At 65.9% G+C, this 20,171-nt stretch carries 15 protein-coding genes and 2 pseudogenes; 12 read left to right on the forward strand and 5 right to left on the reverse strand.

Annotation, left to right across the window (positions count from 1 at the left end; genetic code table 11):
* Nucleotides 1–115: 115 nt before the first annotated feature.
* The 3 genes from ACGFK1_RS19650 to ACGFK1_RS19660 all read left to right on the forward strand — a co-directional run bounded on the left by ACGFK1_RS19650 (nt 116) and on the right by ACGFK1_RS19660 (nt 2,861).
* A complete protein-coding gene (locus tag ACGFK1_RS19650) occupies nt 116–658 on the forward strand; it encodes a hypothetical protein (RefSeq protein WP_393432751.1) in 543 nt (180 codons plus the stop codon).
* A 149-nt stretch (nt 659–807) separates the two neighbouring features.
* Nucleotides 808–2,052, forward strand: coding sequence for an acyltransferase family protein (locus ACGFK1_RS19655; RefSeq protein ID WP_393432754.1), 1,245 nt, complete (start codon nt 808–810; stop codon nt 2,050–2,052).
* A 116-nt stretch (nt 2,053–2,168) separates the two neighbouring features.
* Entirely contained in the window at nt 2,169–2,861 is a 693-nt protein-coding gene (locus ACGFK1_RS19660) for an Rv0518 family GDSL lipase (RefSeq protein WP_393432757.1), read from the forward strand.
* A gap of 51 nt (nt 2,862–2,912) precedes the next feature.
* Here the strand turns inward: ACGFK1_RS19660 and katG are convergent, their stop codons facing one another.
* Together katG and ACGFK1_RS19670 are read right to left on the reverse strand one after the other, a co-directional pair.
* The gene (gene katG, locus ACGFK1_RS19665) at nt 2,913–5,153 is read right to left on the reverse strand and encodes a catalase/peroxidase HPI (RefSeq protein ID WP_393432760.1); all 2,241 of its coding nucleotides are present in this window, start codon (nt 5,151–5,153) and stop codon (nt 2,913–2,915) included.
* Between the two features lie 36 nt (nt 5,154–5,189).
* A complete protein-coding gene (locus tag ACGFK1_RS19670; protein WP_393432762.1) occupies nt 5,190–5,645 on the reverse strand; it encodes a Fur family transcriptional regulator in 456 nt (151 codons plus the stop codon).
* Between the two features lie 229 nt (nt 5,646–5,874).
* On the opposite strand from ACGFK1_RS19670, the gene ACGFK1_RS19675 reads away from it, so the two are divergent.
* From ACGFK1_RS19675 to ACGFK1_RS19690, 4 genes and pseudogenes are all read left to right on the forward strand, one after another.
* Complete coding sequence (locus ACGFK1_RS19675) at nt 5,875–6,744, forward strand: ABC transporter permease (protein WP_393432765.1); 870 nt, start codon at nt 5,875–5,877, stop codon at nt 6,742–6,744.
* Nucleotides 6,741–7,460, forward strand: coding sequence for an ABC transporter ATP-binding protein (locus ACGFK1_RS19680; protein WP_393432768.1), 720 nt, complete (start codon nt 6,741–6,743; stop codon nt 7,458–7,460). Before ACGFK1_RS19675 ends, ACGFK1_RS19680 begins: the two co-directional genes overlap by 4 nt.
* A 19-nt stretch (nt 7,461–7,479) precedes the next feature.
* Nucleotides 7,480–8,526 (forward strand): ABC transporter substrate-binding protein, encoded by a 1,047-nt coding sequence (locus ACGFK1_RS19685; protein ID WP_393432771.1) that lies wholly within the window; start codon nt 7,480–7,482, stop codon nt 8,524–8,526.
* Nucleotides 8,523–9,853: pseudogene (locus ACGFK1_RS19690) on the forward strand (LLM class flavin-dependent oxidoreductase). Before ACGFK1_RS19685 ends, ACGFK1_RS19690 begins: the two are co-directional and overlap by 4 nt.
* An 83-nt stretch (nt 9,854–9,936) precedes the next feature.
* Here ACGFK1_RS19690 and ACGFK1_RS19695 read toward each other — a convergent pair.
* Nucleotides 9,937–10,829 (reverse strand): annotated as a pseudogene (locus tag ACGFK1_RS19695) (SDR family oxidoreductase).
* An 81-nt stretch (nt 10,830–10,910) separates the two neighbouring features.
* On the opposite strand from ACGFK1_RS19695, the gene ACGFK1_RS19700 reads away from it, so the two are divergent.
* Nucleotides 10,911–11,486: a TetR family transcriptional regulator gene (locus tag ACGFK1_RS19700; RefSeq protein ID WP_393432773.1), complete on the forward strand. Its 576-nt coding sequence runs from the start codon at nt 10,911–10,913 to the stop codon at nt 11,484–11,486.
* On the opposite strand, the gene ACGFK1_RS19705 is transcribed toward ACGFK1_RS19700, so the two are convergent.
* Nucleotides 11,468–12,214, reverse strand: a complete 747-nt coding sequence (locus tag ACGFK1_RS19705; protein WP_393432776.1) for a glutamine amidotransferase — start codon at nt 12,212–12,214, stop codon at nt 11,468–11,470. The two genes, ACGFK1_RS19700 and ACGFK1_RS19705, sit on opposite strands and share 19 nt — an antisense overlap.
* A 62-nt stretch (nt 12,215–12,276) precedes the next feature.
* Here ACGFK1_RS19705 and ACGFK1_RS19710 point away from each other — a divergent pair, with 62 nt between their 5' ends.
* The 4 genes from ACGFK1_RS19710 (at nt 12,277) to ACGFK1_RS19725 (ending at nt 17,737) form a co-directional block, all read left to right on the forward strand.
* On the forward strand, nt 12,277–13,635 hold the full coding sequence (locus ACGFK1_RS19710) for an aldehyde dehydrogenase family protein (RefSeq protein WP_393432779.1): 1,359 nt from the start codon (nt 12,277–12,279) through the stop codon (nt 13,633–13,635).
* A gap of 267 nt (nt 13,636–13,902) precedes the next feature.
* Nucleotides 13,903–14,757, forward strand: a complete 855-nt coding sequence (locus tag ACGFK1_RS19715) for a peptidoglycan-binding protein (protein ID WP_393432781.1) — start codon at nt 13,903–13,905, stop codon at nt 14,755–14,757.
* A 17-nt stretch (nt 14,758–14,774) separates the two neighbouring features.
* A complete protein-coding gene (locus ACGFK1_RS19720) occupies nt 14,775–17,366 on the forward strand; it encodes a hypothetical protein (protein ID WP_393432784.1) in 2,592 nt (863 codons plus the stop codon).
* 23 nt (nt 17,367–17,389) lie between these two features.
* On the forward strand, nt 17,390–17,737 hold the full coding sequence (locus ACGFK1_RS19725) for a hypothetical protein (protein WP_393432787.1): 348 nt from the start codon (nt 17,390–17,392) through the stop codon (nt 17,735–17,737).
* A gap of 5 nt (nt 17,738–17,742) precedes the next feature.
* Here ACGFK1_RS19725 and aceA read toward each other — a convergent pair whose 3' ends face one another.
* Nucleotides 17,743–20,043, reverse strand: coding sequence for an isocitrate lyase ICL2 (aceA, locus tag ACGFK1_RS19730; RefSeq protein WP_393432790.1), 2,301 nt, complete (start codon nt 20,041–20,043; stop codon nt 17,743–17,745).
* Nucleotides 20,044–20,171 lie beyond the last annotated feature (128 nt).

Raw genomic sequence — 20,171 nt, forward strand, 5'->3', positions numbered from 1 at the left:
CCACTCTGCCCGTTCGGCGCTGTTCATGCAGAGGCATCGGTCGCGACACGCCATAGCAAACACAAATTCGCCTACAACGCGCCGCGGCGGCAAACACCGCGCGTACCATCACGGCATGCTGCGGGAGGACGCCCCCGGCCGGTTCGACTACCTGTTCGAGCCGCTGGAAGCCGACGAGTCCGCCGGTGACGGCGCCGATGAGACCGCGTACGCGTTTCCCCGCCGGCGAGAAGACGGCCGCTGGTCGCGCCGAATCGTGCTCACCTGCGTCGTGCTAGCAACGCTGGCGGCGGCCGCCGCGACGGTCGTCGTCTTACTCGGGCCGATCGCACCTGCGCGGCCCATGATCACGCCGACCGACACCACACCGCTGACCACGACGCGCTCGACCACGCCCTCCCCGGCGGCGCCGACCTCGACAGAACTGTCCATGCCCGGGCTGCCCGCGACCGTCAGCGCCTCCGCACCGCCGACTCCGACCGCACCGCCACCGCCGGTGCCGCCCACTGCCGCCAGCGCACCGCCCGCGACCATGCCGCCCCCGCCAACAACCCGCGCGCCGATCAGCGTCAGCCCCGAATCGCGTGCGCCGTTCCCGAATCACGGTCCGCCGCGGAAAAACGATGACGGCGGCGGCCTGCTCGGCGGACTTCTGTAGGCGTCACTCGCGAGCCGTGGGTTTTACAGAAACCACACAGCATTTGGTGCACGGCGATTGGCCAAGGCCGCTGTTATTCTGCCAACGCCGGGGCTTGAGCCGCCGGCGTCGCGGTCCGAAACAGCAGAGTCCCTCACGAAAAGAGTTTTGTGCGCACCGGAGAGATCAAAGCCCTATCCGGCTTGCGCATCGTTGCCGCAGTGTGGGTGGTGCTGTTCCATTTCCGGCCGTGGCTCGAAGTGTCGGCGCCTGGGTTCAGGGCGGCGCTGGCTCCTGTGATCAATTGCGGCGCCCAGGGCGTCGACCTTTTCTTCATCCTCAGCGGCTTCGTGCTGACGTGGAACTACGTCGACCGCATGGGCGAGTCGTTTTCGATGAAGGCCACACTGCATTTCCTGTGGCTACGGCTGGCCAGGGTGTGGCCGGTGTACGTGGTGACGCTTCATTTGGCGCTGGCGTGGATCATCTTCACGCTGTACGTCGGCCACCTGCCGTCACCGGTGGCCGATCAGCTCAGCGCCGTCAGCTACGCCCGGCAACTCCTGCTGGTGCAATTGTGGTTCCAGCCGTTCTTCGACGGGTCGAGCTGGGACGGACCCGCCTGGTCGATCAGCGCGGAGTGGCTGGCCTATCTGCTGTTCGGTGCCACGGTGCTGGTCATCTTCCGGATCGCCAGGGCCACCAGCGTCAGGGGGTTGCTGATGCTGGCCGCAGTAGCGTGCCTGCCGCCCGCGCTGCTGTTGCTCGCGACCGGCCACTTCTACACCCCATGGAGTTGGCTCCCGCGGATTGTCATGCAGTTCACCGCGGGTGCGCTGGCATGCGCGGCCGTCCGCAAGATGCAGCCGTCCGACCGGGTCCGCCGTGGCGCCGGCTATCTATCCCTTGCGATCGGCATCGGCATCATCGCCATCCTGTACTTCCTGGACGCGCACCCCGTACCCAAGGTGTCGGATTCCAGTGGGCTCGTCGACGTGTTGTTCGTCCCGTTCGTCGTGACGTTGGCCATTGGAGTCGGCAGCCTGCCGCGGCTGCTGTCGACCAGGGTGATGGTGTACGGCGGCTACATCTCGTTCAGCCTGTACATGGTCCACGAAATCGTGCACACCGCATGGAATTGGGTCACCGCCCAATTCGAGATCGTCCTCACCCCGAGTTGGTCGGCCAAGCTGATCGTGGCCGCTGTGTTCGCCGTCGCCCTTCTCGGCGCGGTGCTGCTGTACCACTTGGTCGAAGAACCAGCGCGCATCTGGATGCGCAGAATGGTCAAGGAGCGACGCCTTCCAGTCGCCGATCCGCATTCGGAGGAACCCGACCCAGCGCAGGGCAAGCTTCAACCGATCCACGGCCCCCGGCAAGTGACCGCAAGTGCGGTGACAGCCCGCGCCGGCTGACGCATGGTGATCATCCAATTGCGCTGCGTCCGACGGCGATGCGGTGGTTCTGTAACGCGTTGTGCACAATTGGGGCCGGCGCGGCAATTCCCAGGATCCGGCCGTAGGCTGTTCCGGTGAGTCGTCTGGTCACATTCGTCGTTGCGATCGCTCTGCTGGTTGCTCTGTTGAACCCGGCTCCAACGTCGGTGAGGCACAACGAGATAAAGACGCTCGACGCCTCGATCAATCGCATCGCAGTGGTCGGAGACTCGTATACGACGGGCACCGATCTCGGCGGTATGGGGGCAAAGGGTTGGACGACCCGCGCGTGGCAGTTGCTGGCGCGCGACGGTGTCCGGGTGGCGGCCGACGTGGCCGCCGAAGGGGGCGCGGGCTACGGCACCCGCGGAAACCATGGCAGCGTGTTCGAGGACCTGACGGCCGATGCGGTCAAGCCAGACGACGCGCTGGTGGTGTTCTACGGCTCCCGCAACGACCAGAACGTCGACCCGACTCAATTGTCGGTCCTGGCTTGGGGCACTTTCCAATTGGCCCGTCGCACAGCACCATCCGCGAAGTTCCTGGTGATCGGTCCGCCGTGGCCGACCGCCGATCCGCCCGCATGGGTGCTCGGCATCCGCGACACGCTGAAGTATCAGTCAGGGGTCGCGGGCGCGACGTTCATCGATCCGATCGCCCAGGGTTGGTTCGTCGGACACCCGGAGTTGATCGGAAAGGACGGCGTGCATCCCACCGACGCCGGGCACGCCTACATGGCCGAAAAGATCGCGCCACTAATCGGCGCGCAACTCAGTCGGCAGATCTGACGACAACGCCCCGCAAGCCGGGTGACTTGCGGGGCGTCGCCGTGGTTTCGATCAGGCCAGGTCGAACCTGTCGTTGTTCATCACCTTGACCCAGGCGGCGACGAAGTCTTCGACGAACTTGCCCTTGCTGTCGTCCTGCGCGTAGACCTCGGCTATGCCGCGAAGCACCGAGTTGGAACCGAACACAAGGTCGTTGGCAGTCGCCGTCCACTTGACCGCACCCGAGGAGCGGTCCCGTCCCTCGTAGACGTTCTCCACGGTCTCCGACGGCTTCCACTCAGTGCTCATGTCGAGCAGGTTGAGGAAGAAGTCGTTGCTCAGCGTGCCCGGTGTGTCGGTGAGCACGCCGTGCTTGCTGCCGCCGTGGTTGACGTTGAGCGCCCGCAGACCGGCAACCGTCACCGCCATCTCCGGCGCCGTCAGGTTCAGCATGTATGCCTTTTCAACGAGCAGCTGCTCCAGCGGAGCCTTCTCGCCGGGACGCACGAAGTTGCGGAACCCGTCGGCCCGCGGTTCGAGCACCGCGAACGAGTCGACATCGGTCTGCTCCTGCGACGCGTCTGTGCGGCCAGGCGCGAAGTAGACGTCGATCTCGTAGCCGGCGTCGCGCGCCGCCTTCTCGACCGCTGCCGAACCGCCAAGCACGATCAGGTCGGCCAGCGAGACCCGCTTACCGCCGGCGGCATTGAACTCCTGCTGGATCTTCTCCAGCACCGGCACCACCTTGGCCAATTCGGCAGGCTCGTTGACCTCCCAATCCTTCTGCGGCTCGAGGCGGATGCGGGCGCCGTTGGCGCCGCCGCGCTTGTCGGTGCCGCGGAAGCTCGCCGCCGCCGACCATGCCGTCTTGACCAGCTGCTGCACGGTCAGGCCGGAATCGAGCAGCTTGCCCTTCAGCGACGCGATGTCGGCCTCGTCGATCAGTTCACCCTCTTGAGCGGGAACCGGGTCCTGCCACAGCTGCGGCTCGGCCACCCACGGCCCGAGGTAGCGCTCGATCGGGCCCATATCGCGGTGCATCAGCTTGTACCACGCCTTGGCGAACGCCTCGTTGAGCTCCTCCGGATGGTCGAGCCACCGCCGGGTGATCTCACCGTAAATCGGGTCGACCCGCATCGAGATGTCGGTCACCAGCATCGTCGGCTTGCGATCCGATCCGCCGAACGGGTCGGGGATCGTCGGCTCGGCGTCCTTGGCCTCGAACTGCCAGGCACCGGCGGGGCTCTTGGTGAGTTCCCACTCGTTGCCGTAGAGGATCTCCAGATAGCGGTTGCTCCACTGCGTCGGCTTGTCCGTCCAGACGACCTCGAGACCGCTGGTGACCGTGTCGCCGGCCTTACCGGAGCCGAACGGGCACTTCCAACCCAGACCCTGCTGCTCGATCGGGGCACCTTCCGGCTCGGGGCCCATACCCTCGTCCGGGCCCGCACCGTGCGTCTTGCCCAGCGTGTGGCCGCCGACGATCAGCGCAGCCGTCTCCTCGTCGGTCATCGCCATCCGGGCGAACGTCTCGCGAATGTCGTGCGCGGCGGCGAGCGGATCAGGCTTGCCTTCCGGGCCTTCGGGATTCACGTAGATCAGGCCCATGGTGGTGGCGCCGAACGGTTCGGCCAAGTGGCGATCGGTGTCGTTGGTTCCGCCGTACCGCTGGTCGGTGCCCAGCCAGGTGTCCTCCTGGCCCCACAACATCTCCTCTGGCTCCCAGATGTCCTCGCGACCGAACGCGAAGCCGAGCGTCTCGAAGCCGGCGGACTCCAGCGCGGCGTTGCCCGCATAGGCGATCAGGTCGGCCCAGGAGATCTTGTTGCCGTACTTCTGCTTGATCGGCCACAGCAACCGGCGCGCCTTGTCCAGGTTGGCGTTGTCCGGCCAACTGTTGAGCGGGGCGAAGCGCTGCGCGCCCTGCCCGGCGCCACCGCGGCCGTCGAAGATGCGGTAGGTGCCCGCGGCATGCCAGCTCATGCGGATGAACAAACCGGCGTAGCTGCCGTAGTCGGCGGGCCACCAGTCTTGCGAAGTGTTGATCAGGTCGATGACGTCCCGCTTGAAAGCCTCGACGTCGAGCTTGGCGAACTCGTCGGCGTAGTTGAAGTCCGCACCGAGCGGATTGCCTTTCTCGTTCTGCTTGTGCAGCACGGAAACGTCAACCTGCTCCGGCCACCAATCCCTGTTGGTCAGCGGAGCATGCGTCTTCGGTTTCGGCGAATCGATGACCGGGTTTTCGCTCTCGCTGTGACTGGCCGTCTTGGAGTCGTCATGCGGCGGCCGAACGTCAGATGTATCAGATGACACAGCATTCCTTCCGAGGGTGGGTGTTACGGGCTGTGATCACGGATGTGATCGCGCTGTTTGTGAAGCCGAGCAGTCGGGGCACAGACCCCAGTAGATGACCTCGGCCTCGTCGAGCACGAAGCCGTCGAGCGCGCCATCGTGGTCCGACGGAGTCAAGCACGGTGCCTCGCCGACCGCGCAGTCGACGTCGGCGATGACGCCGCAGGATCGGCAGACCACGTGGTGGTGGTTGTCACCGACGCGCGACTCGTAGCGGGCTACCGAACCCGAGGGCTGAATCCGCCGGACCAAGCCCGCGGTGGTCAGGGCCGCGAGCACGTCGTACACCGCCTGCCTCGACACGTCGGGCAGGTCGGACCGCACGGCTCCGAAGATCGACTCGGTATCGGCGTGCGGCAGCGCATGAACCGCCTGCAGCACCGCCAACCGAGGCCGCGTCACGCGCAGATCAGCAGCACGAAGCTGATCGGCGTAATCGGGTCCGGATGTCACGGCACCCAATATTGTCGCGTTTCTGGAATGAGTCAAGTATCTCCGCAGGACCATTTCGCGGCGCGCCGAGGCCGCAATCAGGCGGCGACAAATAATCGCGTCGATTTCATGGCTCCCGCGCGCAATGTCATTGCGGCATGGTGCTCACAACACCAGTTGTCCGCGAATCTTCCCGGCGCGCAACGCAACAGCGCGCACGGCCATGGATGTCGCCTTCGAAAGGCAAACAATGGTTCTACTTGCGCCCCCGGCGCTGACGAGCACACCGCCGCGACCGCGCGACGTATTCCTGCCGGGGGACGCCCGTCGTCGGTCTCGCCTCGGCACGCTGCGCCGCAGGCTGCGCTGGCCACTGGGCGTCTACACCACCCCGGTGCTGATCTTGTTGATCTGGGAGGTGTCGGCCCATGCGGGGTTGCTCAAGCCGGCCTACGCGCCTGCGCCGTCGGACATTTTGACCACGACGGTCGAACTCTGGCGCGACGGGGTGCTCGGTCCGGATCTGGCGATCTCGTTGCAGCGAGCGGGGATCGGCCTGGCGATCGGGTTGGCCGTCGGCATCGTGACCGGGGTGCTCGGCGGCTTCCTGCGCGCCGGCGAGTACCTCTTCAACGGTGTCGCGCAGATCTTGAACACCATTCCGCTGCTTGCGGTGCTGCCACTGTTCGTCGTGTGGTTCGGCATCGACGAGTTGACGAAGGTCTTGTTGATCGCGTTCGGGGCGGGGGTGCCGATGTATGTCAACCTGTTCTCGGCGATCCGCGGCGTCGACCAGCGGTTGATCGAGATGGCGCGCACCACGGGGGCAGGTCCTTGGCGAATCGTCACCCGAGTCCTCGTCCCCGGCGCGTTACCGGGTTTCCTTGTCGGCCTACGCTTTTCACTGGCCTACAGCATTCTGGGGCTGGTCGCCGCGGAGACGGTCAACGCCGATGAGGGGTTGGGCTTCCTGATCACGCAGGCCCAGACCTATCTACAGACCAACAAGGTCTTCGTCGGGCTGGTGATCTATTCGGTCCTCGGCCTGCTGGCCGACCAGTCCGTCCGGATTCTCGAGCGGGTGCTGCTGCGGTGGCGACCCAGCTATGAGGCGGTATGACGGCCGCGTTGCGCACCCAGAAGGGGGTGCTCGCCGAACAGGTCGTCCGCCGGTTCGGTGACCGCGTCGTGCTGGACCACCTCGACCTGGTGATCGACGACGACGAACTCGTGGTGCTGCTTGGCCCGTCGGGCTGCGGCAAGAGCACCCTGTTGCGACTGCTCGCGGGGTTGGACAAGCCGGACGGCGGTCGCATCGAAGTGCCTGCCAACCGCGCGATCGTGTTCCAGGGCGACCGTCTGCTGCCCTGGCAACGCGTGCTGGACAACGTCACGTTGGGTCTGCGCGGCGCTGACGCCGTCAACCGAGCCCGCAAGGCGCTGGCCGAGGTGAACCTTTCAGGTCGCGAAAGGGCCTGGCCCAAGCAACTTTCCGGTGGCGAGGCGCAGCGGGTCGCGCTGGCCAGGGCCCTGGTCTCGGAGCCCGACCTGGTGCTGCTCGATGAACCGTTCGCGGCACTGGACGCGATCACCCGGTTGCGCATGCACGACCTGGTGCGCGCACTTCGCCGCAAGCACCACGCGTCCATGCTGCTGGTCACCCACGACGTCGACGAAGCGATCGCCCTCGCCGACCGGATCGTCGTGATGAGCAGCGGCAGGATCGGTGACGCGCACGCTGTCCGACTGACTGCCGCCGAGCGGGAGGCCAGCGTCGCCCGCGAGGAGCTACGCGCCTCGCTTCTTACCGATCTCGGACTCGCCAGCCAGCACTAACCCACTTCGAGGAGAAATCATGTCGCACAAGTCTTTCCATGTGAGCATCGGAGCGGTGCTGCTCACCGCCGTGAGCGTGCTCACCGCGTGCTCCTCGGCAAAAGCGCCTGACGCTCCGCTGAGCAGCGCGGGCGGATCGACCGCGGCCAACCACCCCGAGTGGAGCCAGTACACCTTCACCATCGGTGACAACGGCGGTGACGGCAGCGAAGAGTTGGCGAAGGTGACCGGCGCTTTCGACGATGCCCCGTACAAAGTCCGCTTCGCCCGCTTCGACTACGGCCCACCACTGGTCCAGGCCGCCGCGACGGGCGACATCGACCTCGGCTACGTGGGCACGGTGCCACCGATCACCGGTGCGGCAAAGCAATTCGGCTTCAAGATCGTCGCCACCCAACACGGCTCCGATCCCGACAAGGCCGCCGAGAACATCATTGTGGGCAAGGACTCGCCGATCCGAACGCTCGCCGACCTGAGGGGCAAGAAAGTCGCGGTGCCGCAGGGGAGCTCGGCGCACGGTCTTGCGCTGCTCGCGCTCAAGAGCGTCGGTCTGACGCCGAAGGATGTGCAATTGGTGTACCTCAGCCCGGCGGCCGGCGCGACGGCCTTCGACACCGGCAAGGTCGACGCGTGGTCCATCTGGAATCCGCCGTCGGCGATCGCGGTCAAGGACGGGGCGCGCATCCTGGCCAAGGGGGTGCCGCCGATCGACCAAGTCAACAACTATTACGTGGCGAACGAGAAGTCGCTCAACGATCCCACCAAACGGGCCGCGCTTGCCGACGTGTTGACCCGCGTCGCGCGGATCTTCAACTGGGCTCAGCTGCATCCCGACGATTACGCGAAGGCGATCGCGAAGGAAACCGGCATCTCCAAGGAGGATGCCCGAACTACGGTGGACGCGTGCCAGTTCAAGGTCACTCAAGTGCTGCCGGAGGACATCAAGGCCGAACAGGACCTCAGCGACGCCTTCCTCGACGCCGGTGAGATCACCAAGAAGGTCGACGTCGCGGAGATCACCGACAACCTGCTTCCTGACGGCTTCGACAGCACCAAGCTGACATGAGCAGCCGTCGGGCACTTCATCTCAACGCCTTCTTGATGGAGGCGGGTCATCATGAGGCGGCGTGGCGGTTACCGCAGAGCAACCCGCGGGCCGACTTCGACCTGGCGCATTGGATTCGGTTGGCGCAACTGGCGGAGAACGCCAAGTTCGACTCGCTGTTCCTCGCCGATGGCCCGGCGCTGACGGGCACCGGGGCATTCCGCCCGCCCGGCCAACTCGAGCCGCTGACACTGTTGACCGCGCTGTCGCAGCACACCAGCCGCATCGGATTGATCGCGACCGTGTCGTCGACGTACAACGAGCCGTACAACCTGGCGCGGCGGCTCGCGTCGGTCGACCATGTCAGCGGTGGCCGCGCCGGGTGGAACATCGTCACCTCAGCCACTCCGGAGGAGGCGGCGAACTTCGGGCTCGACAACCGCCTCGACCATGCGTCGCGGTACGTTCGGGCCGACGAGTTCCTGAATGTCGCAAAAGCCTTGTGGGACAGCTGGGAACACGAGGCCTACCTCGGCGACAAAGCATCGGGTCGTTATGCCGACGTCGCATGCCTGCACGCGATCTCCCACCGCGGGGAGCACTTCAACGTCGCCGGTCCACTCAACGTGGAGCGTCCACCGCAGGGCTATCCGCTGCTGGTGCAGGCGGGATCGTCGGAGGACGGCAAGGAGTTCGCCGCCCGGCACGCCGAGGCGATCTTCACCGCGCACCAGACTTACGAGCGGGCCGCCGACTTTTACGCCAACATCAAGGCACGCACCAAAGCGGCGGGCCGGGATCCCGACGGCGTGCTCGTGCTGCCGGGGATCGTGCCGATCATCGGGTCGACCGAGCGCGAAGCCACGGAATTGGCCAAGGAACTCGACGAGCTTCGGGTGCCGCAGTACGGGTTGTGGCAATTGTCGAACATCCTCGAGGTCGACGCGTCGGCGTTCGAACTCGACACGCCGTTACCCGCAGCGGTGTTGGCGCGTCCGAAACTGGAAGGCGCCCAGAGTCGCGCCGACCTGATCATCGAGTTGGCACAGCGCGAAGCTCTGACCGTCCGCCAGATTCTGTCGCGGCTCGGCGGTGGACGCGGACACTTCACTTTCACTGGCACGCCGGATCAGGTCGTCGACACGATCGTCGCGTGGTTCGAAGGCGGCGCCGCTGACGGGTTCACATCATGGCGGCGGCGCTGCCGTCGGGACTGGAGACGTTCATCGATCAGGTGCTGCCCATCTTGCGGCGCAAGGGGCTGTTCCGCGAGGACTACAGCGGCACCTCGCTGCGTGAGCACTACGGACTTCCCGTGCCCGCCAACCAGTTCCACAACGTCGGGTGACGCAGCGGGGCCACCATGTCGCCGAGACTGCGGCCAGATCACGAGATTACCGAGAACCGCGATCTGGCCGCAGTCTCGAGCGGTCAGGCCGCTCGCGCCTGGAAATAGTGGCCCTCTTCGAGGTCGTCGAGCAGCCCGGGGCCGGTGGGCTGCCACCCCAACAGTTCGCGCGTGCGGGTGCCGGACGCCGCGACGTCGAGCGAGAAGAAAGCACCGAGCCAGCCGAAGTGGGAGGCCACGGCGTCCGGTGCGATGGAAGTGACAGGCAAGCCGAGATGGCGCCCGATCACAGCGGAGATGTCGCGGACCGCGACTCCGTTGTCACCGATGGCGTGTAGCCGCGCGCCCGCAGGCGCCGATTCGAGGGCCAACCGATACAGCCGGGCGGCGTCGAGTCGGTGGACGGCAGGCCACCGGTTCGACCCGTCCGCGGGGAAGCCGGAAACCCCTGTCTCCCTTGCAATCTCGATCAGTCGAGGAACAAAGCCGTGATCGCCCTTGCCGTGGACCGACGGCGGCAATCGAACCACCGAGACGCGCACACCACGGTCGGCGAATTGCAGCGCCGCCTGCTCCGAGAAGCGCGGCGAGTTGGGTGACGCGACGTCGTCTCGGTCAGGTCTCGACCGAGCGAGAACCCGGCCAGCCCCGAGGTCGCAACGAATGGCCGGTCCGATCCGGCGAGCACCTCGCCCATGGCCTCGATGGCGCCACGGTCGCTGTCCGCGGCCCTTGCGAAGTCCGCGAAATCGTGGGTGAACGCCAGGTGGATCACCGCATCGGCGGAATCAGCACCCGCCCGCAGGCTTTCGTGATCTTCGATGTCACCCCGGTGCACCCGCGTACCCGCGCGCTCGAGTGCACTCGCCGATGACTCGGACCGAGCCAGGCCGACGACCTGGTGACCGGCGGCGAGAAGTTGCGCAACGACGGCCGACCCCACGAAACCCGACCCGCCTGTGATGAACACTCGCATTGGAAACCTCCCATTGATGTCAGCTGCTGTCATCACAGCAACGACGATGACAGTGACTGTCATTCCCGTAAGCTCGGGGAGGTGAGCCGGTGGCAGCCCAACGCGCGCGGCCGCCTCGAGCAGGCGGCGCTGGAGCTGTACACGGAGCGTGGATTCGACCAGACCACGGTCGCCGAGATCGCCGACCGGGCAGGCCTGACAGAGCGGACTTTTTTCCGGCACTTCAACGACAAGCGTGAGGTGTTGTTCTGGGGGCAGGACGCGCTCATCGAACGGATGACCACGGCCATCGCGCAGGCGCCTGAGTCCGCGTCAGCGATCGACGCGGCGGGGGAGGGCTTGAGGGCTGCCGGCGAAATGCTGGAGACCCGCCGTGCCCAAGCCCGGCGGCGCCAAGCCGTCATCGACGCCAATCCTGGACTGCAGGAGCGCGAGTTGATCAAGCTGGCATCGCTGGCCGAGGCGATGGCCGCAGCGCTGAGGCGCCGCGGTGTCGCCGAGTCCGCGGCCGCGCTCACCGCCGAAACGGCGATCGCGGTGTTCAAGGTGGCCTACGGCAGATGGTTGAGCACCGCGGGACGAAAAGATCTGACCAGCGTCATCGGCGGATCGCTCGACGAATTGAAGGCGCTGACCGATCACACCCGACGGGCGTAGCGCTGCGCGAACCTACGCAGGATCGCAGGCGGATGTTCGACCCTGTGTTGCAACGCATCCGACTTCAACGACTCCGCGGTCTCGGGCGCGAAGTAGCCGTAATCCTTGTAGACGTCGATTCGAGTGCATATTCCGTCGGCGTCGAGTTCGGGATGAAACTGCGTCGCGTACACGTTGGCGCCCACGCGGAATGCCTGGATCGGACAATCCGCGGAGTACGCCAGCCGAACCAGGTGCGACGGCAGGGCACTGGCTCCCTCTTTGTGGCCGCCGTAGGCGTCGAAGCGTTCGGGTAAGTCGCCGAACAGCGGATCTCGGCGGCCTTCGTCGGTGAGGGCGACGGTCATCGCACCGACGGGCTCGGGATAGGTCCGGTCGACGGACGCACCGACGACAGAACCGAGCGTGCCGACGCCATAACAACAACCGAGGAACGGGAAGTCGGCGTCGACGATACGGCCGATCAGCGGAAGCAGTTCCGATTCGACGCGTCGCTGGGTTTTCGATTTCGATGCCACCGGGTCGCTGACGTTGTACGGTCCGCCGCCGAGGATGATGGCCGACCAGTCGCCGAGATCGATATCGCCCAACGACTGGTGCGTGAGCCGGATGCGGTGCATTCCGTCGGCATCGACCCCGGCGAACCGCATCATCGCCTCGTATTCGTCGTCGGCTGCGGCGTCCTCGGCGCGTATCGAGAGCAGCAAAAACGGGGCGGCTGTTGACATGATGGGCTCAATCTAACGGCTGACGAAGGTGTCGACGGTCCTGTCGGGGGTAACTCACCGTCATGGCCGAGGACACCGCGATCACTGTCAACGATCCACGCACAGGAGAACTGGTCACCCGCGTGCCCATCGCCGACGCGGCGGTGTGCGATGCGGCGGTGGCGGTGGCCCGCGCGACGTGCGCCGACTGGGCCAGTACGCCACCCGCCGAGCGCGCCGCGGCTGTTGGCGCTGCGGCCGAGAAGGTCCGGCGCGCCGCCGAAGAGCTTGCCGATCTCAACGAGCGCGAGACCGGCAAGCTGCGCGACGATGCGCTGGGCGGTGTCAGCGCAGGCGCTGCCACGCTGGTGCAGTACGCCGAGCTGGGCCCGCTTCACAGCGGTCGCAGCCTGCAGGGCGCTTGGGGCGCAACCGATTTGATGATTCCGCAGCCGCGCGGCGTGGTGGCGGTACTGACGCCGTGGAACGACCCGGTTGCGGTCGCGGCCGGATTGCTCGGCGCCGCACTGGTCATCGGAAACACCGTGGTGCACAAGCCAAGTGAGCGGTGTCCCGGTACCGGACGACGGTTCGCTGAACTGCTCGCCGCCGAGTTGCCCGCCGGCGTGTTACAGATCCTCGACGGCGATGCTACAGTCGGCGCCCGGCTGGCCGCTGCCAAAGACGTCGACGTTGTCGCTCATGTGGGCGGCAGCGTCACCGGGCGCGCGATCGCCAGGGCATGTGCGGAGCGAGGAGCCAAGGCGCTGCTCGAAAACGGCGGCAATGACCCGTTGATCGTCGACGGCAATGTCGACCCCCGGTGGGCCGCCGAGCAGGCGGCACAGGGTGCGTTCGCCAACGCAGGCCAGATCTGCACCTCGGTTGAACGCATCTATGTCGTCGAGTCGGTGGCCGAGGCGTTCATCGACGCTTTGGTCACCGAGGCGCGACGGTGGACTGAACGCATCGGTCCTCTCGTCGACGAGCGGCAGCGAGAGGTGGTACACCGGCACGTCACCGACGCGGTGAAGGGTGGGGCCGGCATCGTGATCGGCGGTGAACCGCGCGACGGCGTGGGGTCGTTCTATCCGCCGACGGTCCTTGTCGACTGCGCGCCGGACATGTTGGTGATGCGTGAGGAGACGTTCGGGCCCATTGCCCCGGTGCGGGTGGTGCCGGACTTCGATGCCGCGCTGGCCGAAGCGGCCGCGGACGACTACGGGCTCGCCGCGACCGTTCTGACCTCAGACATGGCACGGGCTCAGCGGGCCTGGCGCAGCCTTCCGGTGGGCACGGTGAAGATCAACGCCGTGTTCGGCGGAGCACCGGGCGGTGCGTCCGAACCGCGCCGCGCGAGCGGAAGCGGGTTCGGGTTCGGCCCCGAACTACTCGACGAGATGACCGCGATGAAAGTGGTGCACTGGTCGCAGCCGGGCTGACGCGGTTCTCCGTCAGCAAAGACTCCACGCTCGATTAGCTGGCGAAACGCAACAACGACCTGCTGGGCGGCGAGAGCTTATCAACGGGATAGTTAATTCTCTTTCTCGGTCCGACCTGGGCCGAAGCCTGATTTCTGAAATTTTCCTGGATTTTTCTTATTGATCATGGCAGCTACTGGGTACTCGCGCTTGCACAAGTGCTGACGAGATTCCTCGGCGTGGGCAAACGGCCGTGGCCGGGAGCGACATGGAACAGGAGACGCAGTCATGAGCGGCAAGGGACTAAGCCCCGAGGAGCTGGCAGCCGAAATCGGCATCGCGCTCCCAGCCAAGGAGGTCGTGTCGATCATCGACGTCAACGCCGATATCAACGTCGGGATCGACGCCGCATCACCGATCGATCTGTCGGCGGCCGCCAACTTGAACGTCGCGGCACCGATTCAGGCCGCCGCAGGCGCCAACGTTCTGACGTACGGGTCGGACGCCAGTTCGACCGCGACGCATTCAGCCGACGGCGGCGTGCTCATCAACCAGGGCATGAACGACGTGGACGCGACCGCGACGTCGCTGCAGGACAGCGGCATCGATCAGAGCGGCGACACCAGCACGGGTGGCACGGACACCGGCGGCACGGACACCGGTGGGACCGATACCGGCGGCACCGATACCGGCACCACGGTGGACACCAGCACAGCAGGGCTGACCGAGGGCGCGCTGCTCAACGTCGATGTCAACGTCGACCTCAACGCCGACCTTGCCGCACCGATCGCAGGCGCCGTGGCAGCCAACGCCAACGTAGCCGCGCCGATCAACGCCGGTGTGGCGGCGAACATCGGGTCGATCGACTCGACTGCGAACGCGGTCACCATCCAGGACGCGACCATCAACCAGAGCATGTACGACGTCCACGCGACCGCGTACTCCGATCAAACCTCCAGCATCGACCAGGGCAGCACCGGCACGACCGCTGGTGACACCACGGGCGACTCGACAGCGGGAGCCACGGCCTCGACCATGGGTGACAGCGGCGGCACGACGAGTGCCGGCGATTCCACCGGCGGCACGAGCAGCGGTGGCACAAGCAGCGGCGGTGGCAGCACCGGAGGCACGAGCACCAACTGATCCCCTAGGAGCACAAGGTGACCGCGACCACCGAGCATGTGGCCCCGCCGTCGCAGGCGGTGTTGCTGCGAGCCGATGGTGTCGAACTGATCGGGGAGATGGCGGGATCTGGTTACAAGGTCCCGCCCTCCTTGGTCCGCCGCGCCGATGGCCAAACGATCCAGTTGACCCCGCTGTTGTACGCGACGCTGCGCGAGATCGACGGCCGCCGTACCCCAGAGGAGGTGGCCGGCGCAGTATCCGACGCGACCGACCGGGACGTCAACGAGGACAACATCCGTCACCTCGTCGACAAGCAGCTGCGCCCCCTCGGGCTCTTGGTGCAGCCAGACGGTAGCCAGCCGCGGACCAAGAAGCGGAACCCGTTGTTGGGCTTGCGGTTTCGATACGCGGTGACGGAGCCCGAGCGGACCAAGCGGCTCACCGATCCGTTCCGGTTCCTGTTTCGACCGTGGATGGTCGTTCCTCTCTTGGCGGCGTTCGCGGTCGTGTGTTGGTGGGTGTTCTTCCGAAAAGGGTTGGCGCACGCCGCCTATGACGCCTTCGAGCGCCCGGGCCTGCTGATCCTGGTTTTCGCCGTAACCATCCTGTCGGCCGGCTTCCATGAGTTCGGGCACGCTGCGGCGGCGAGGTACGGAGGCGCGACGCCCGGAGTCATGGGCTTCGGCATCTACCTGGTCTGGCCTGCGTTCTACACCGACGTCACCGATTCGTACCGACTCGGCCGCACCGGACGGGTGCGCACCGACCTCGGCGGGCTCTACTTCAACGCGATTGTCGCGGTCGCGATCACCGGCTTGTGGTGGTGGGTGAGGTATGACGCACTTCTGTTGGTTGTCGCCACCCAGATCCTGCAGATGATTCGGCAGCTTGGTCCGATGGTCAGGTTCGACGGATACCACATGCTGGCGGACATCACCGGGGTGCCGGATCTGTACTCACGCATCAAACCGACGCTGCTGGGCCTGCTGCCGTGGCGGTGGGGCGACCCGCACGCGCGGATGCTCAAGCCGTGGGCCCGCACGTTGGTGACCGTATGGGTGATGGTCGTCGTGCCGCTGCTGCTGTGCACGCTCGCCGGGGCGATCCTCGCGCTTCCCCGCCTGATCGGCACGGCGTGGTCGGCGCTCGGTAAGCAGCACGATGTGCTCGTGACCGCGTGGGCCGACGGCGACATCATCCAGGCGACAGCGCGGGTGTTGGCCATCATCGCGATCCTCATCCCGGTCGCCGGCGTGGCGTACATGTTGGTTCGGATCGCCAGGCAAACCATCGTCGGCGCCGTTTCGAGCACAGCAGGCAAACCGGTCATGCGCACGCTGGCCGTCCTGGTCGGCGCTGTGGTGATGGCCGGAATCGCCTACGCGTGGTGGCCGGGGGATGGCAAGTACCGGCCGATCCAGCCATGGGAACGCGGCACCGTCGGCGACATCGCCTATGCGCTGGGCGTCGAGCGGATGCACCAACCACCGCGCACCACTGCGGCACCGCGCCCCGCCGCGGCGTCCAGGACGCTCGTGAAGGGTCAGCGCGGAGTCATGAGCGCGGTGTTGGACACCAAGCGGCCGCCGACCTTCACCCACCCGCAGCTTGCGGTCATCCTGGTGCCCAGCAAAGTTCCCGGAGCGGTGGTGGGTGGCGGCGGTGCCGGATTCGCCAGTCCCACAACGACCGCTGATCACGGTTGGGTTTTTCCGGTCAGCAAGCCCCTGGTTCGGGAATCTCCCGACGACAACCAAGCCTTGGTCTTCAACACCACCGACAACACGACGGACTATCAGGTCGCGTTCGCGATGGTCTGGGTCGAGGACGGCCGCGATGCGATGAGTGTCAACGAGGCGCAGGCGTACGCGTCATGCGACTCCTGCTCTGCGGTCGCCGTCGCCTATCAGGTAGTTCTCGTCATCGACACCGACAACACCGACGACAACGTCGCGGCTCCGCAAAACCTGGCGGGCGCGCTGAACTACGACTGCGTCAACTGCATGACATACGCTCTCGCTGAACAGCTTTTCATCACGGTCGACGGTCCGCTCACCGACGAGAACAGGGCCCAGCTCGAGGAGCTCTGGGGGCAGATTCAAGACTACGAGGACGAGCTGAACGCAAAAATCGACGCGGGTGGGTTGACGCCTGACGAGATCAACCAGATCGATGATGACTTGGCGGAGTTCAGCACTCAGATCAAGGAAATCCTCGCCGACCAAACGGATACGGTCTCGTCTTCCACGGCGTCGGCAACGGCTACGCCACCGCCACCGTCCGCTGCATCCACACCCGCAGCGTCGCAAGCCGTGTCACAGACCCCGACGGCGACAGCGACGGTGTCGTCCACCCCGACTCCGGGCCCGTCCGCGACCGCCGAGCCGACGGCGTCGCCGAGTCCGACGACAAGCTCGTCGCCCACCGCCTCGTCCAGCAGCCCGACTGCGACGACCAGTGGCCCCACCACGTCCAGTGGCACGACCTCAACCGACAGCACCACGGACGGGTCGACGTCGACCGGCACGACTTCTGACGGGTCCACCGGAACCAGTTCGGGCGACTCTACTTCCAACAACACCACTTCCGGTGGAACGACTTCGGGCGGAACGGCGACGTCACCGTAATCGCGGACCTAGACTTGGCACCTGTGACACGCCCGTCGCATCGCGTGCTGATGCACGATCGGGCGCTGACCCGCGGTCAGGCGCGACGCATGAGTCGGCGCTTCGACGGTGTGGGCGTCTCCATTCCCGCCGCGAGGCTGAGGCAGATATCTGCGGGCGCCTCGGCATGTGAGGCCGAGTTGACCGACGTGAGCTTCGCGATCGCCGCCACCGAGTTTCAGCGCGAGGAACGCCACGCCAAGCTCAAGCGCACCCAGCGTCGACTCATGCGATGGCTGATCGTGGCGGGCTTGGTGCTCCTTCTGCTCAACTCACTGCTGTGCATGGCGTATCTGTTCTTCAGCCTGGCCCTGCACAGCTACCCGTACTAGACGACTCAGTCCTCCTTGCGGATCAACCGGCCGAGCGCCTCGCGGTCGGGCGCGAGCAGTTCCTCGATGCGGACCTGGTTGACGTCGGCGACGATGATCTCGCCGACCTCCTGGTACACGTCGCTGAAGATGCCGTGGGACTTCATCTTCTCGGTTTGGTAGATGTTGTCCTCGGTCGGCGTGACGTAATAGACGATCTCGGGCTTGAAGCGATGGATCAGCCACAAGTGGATGACGTCCATCAGCCGCTTCTTGCGAAGCTTCTCCGCGAAGGTGTTCTGGTCGCGCACGGTCAGGATGCTGCGTCCGTGCCTGTCCTTGATCGGGTCGACGATCACGTTGGCCAGCTTCTCGCCGTCTCCGCCGTCGCGTTCGCCGAAGATGCCGAGTTCCAGCACGTCCGAGCCGGGTCGCGTGGGCCGCAACTGCACACGCAGCTTCTCGCCGATCTGGTTGTGCTCGCCCCACATAGCCAGCCATTCCTCGAGCAGCTTCTTCGGCACCTCGGTCTGCACCAGATGCTGATGCTGGGTGGAGCCCTTGCCCATCGCCTTGGTGGTGGCCGTGCGGCCCGAGGACGCCGTCAACGCTGCGTCGCTACGGGGCCCGCCAACAAGGGTTTGCGGTGTCCGGTAAGGAGATTCGACCAAACGCATCTTGCGCTGCAGCCGAGCCAGGGCGAGCATGCCGTCCTGCCGCAGCGCGGTGGCGAACTCTTCGGACGCGACGCCGTCGACCTGATGGCCGCCGTAGGTGATGAAATTGAAGACGAAGCCCATCTTGCCGAGTTCCTCAGGGAAAGCCCGCATCTCGTCGTCGGTCATCCCGGTGGTGTCCCAGTTGAACGATGGCGACAGGTTGTAGGCCAGCATCTGGTCCGGGTACTCGGCGTGAATGGCGTCGGCGAACTCGCGCGCATCGGCGAGGTCGGCCGTTTTGGTCTCCATCCACAGAATGTCGGCGAACGGCGCGGCGGCAAGCGACTTGGCGATCGCGTACGGGATGCCGCCGCGCACCTGGTAGTAACCCTCCGGCGTCTTCGCGAGTTCGCAGTCCCAACCGACCGCAGCACCCAGTTCTCTCGCCTTCTCCCTGGCGGTGTACATCGGTGCGCGTTGGGCGAACTCGCGCCACTCGGCGACGCTCATGTCGAGTGGCTCGCCCTCGCTCTCCCGGAATTCGAGCAACTCCGCGACCGCCTCGCCGTAGGTCATCAGGCCGGCATCGACCTGCCACGCGTCGACGAACTCCGACTCGACCTTGTCGAAGGTCGCGTCGATCGAGGGATCGGCACCGTCCTGGTAGGCCGCGGCGGCTTCGGCAACCGACGCGGCGATGCCATGCCTTTCCAGCCAGGCGTCGGCCGCGGTGTATTCGCCGTCGGGCAGCGCGTAGAGCAGGTGGCCGTTGACTTCGGCGACACCCTGGTCGTAGAAGCGTCGCATCATCGCCAGGTAGCAGGCCTTGTACGAGGGGATCTTCAGGTTGGTGACGCCTAGCAGGAAAGGCTGGTCACGTTCGTCGGCGCGGCTGTCGATCAGGTTTGCGGCTTCGGCGTCGGTACGGGCGACGATGATGCCGGGCACGCGCATCACGTCCAACTGGAACCGCGCGGTGTTGAGCCGCTTGATCTGTTCGTCCGAAGGAACAAGTACCTTGCCGCCCTGATGGCCGCACTTCTTGGTGCCCGGACGCTGATCCTCGATGTGATAACCCGGCACGCCGGCTTCGACGAAGCGACGAATCAGGTTGCGCACGTGCGGATCTCCACCGTGACCGGTATCGGCATCGGCGATGATGAACGGCCGGAAGTCGGTGGCGGGCGTCGCGGCACGCTGCGTCTCCGTCATCTGCAGGCGCAGATACTGCTGATTGCGGTCGGCGGTGAGCAGGGCACGAACCAGCCCCGCGGCCTCTTCGGGCACCTGGCTGAGCGGATAGCTGGCCAAGTCCGGTCCGGGGTCCTCGGTGGTGGAACCCTTGGCCGACGTCGCCCAGCCTCCGAGGTAGATGCCCTCGATGCCCATCCGCTTCATCGCCACGGCCTGGCCGGGGGAGTAGGGGCCGAAGGTGGTGATGCTCTTCTTCTTGGCGAACAACTCGCGCAGTCGCGGGTAGAAAGCCTCGGCCGCCTCACGCGCCACGGTGTAGTCGGTCGGGATGGTGCCGCGCTGCTCGGCGACTTGCCGCGCCGAATACAGGCGGATTATCCCGTCGAACCGCGGGCTGTCGAAGTATTGCTGCGTCGCGGCAACTTCCCGGTCGAACGGTGTCTGGGGCGCCGCATCCGTTTCGATGATGGCCATGGGTCAATGCTCCTCTTTGAGCCAGCTTTCGACGACAACCCACGCGTGGGCCGTCACATACCAGACCATACGGCGCGGCTTTGCGGTGCGATGGCGTAATCAGCAACCGCTAACATCCGGCAATATGT

The organism is Mycobacterium sp. NPDC048908 (genome assembly GCF_043197955.1).
In the GTDB taxonomy this organism is placed as follows: domain Bacteria; phylum Actinomycetota; class Actinomycetes; order Mycobacteriales; family Mycobacteriaceae; genus Mycobacterium.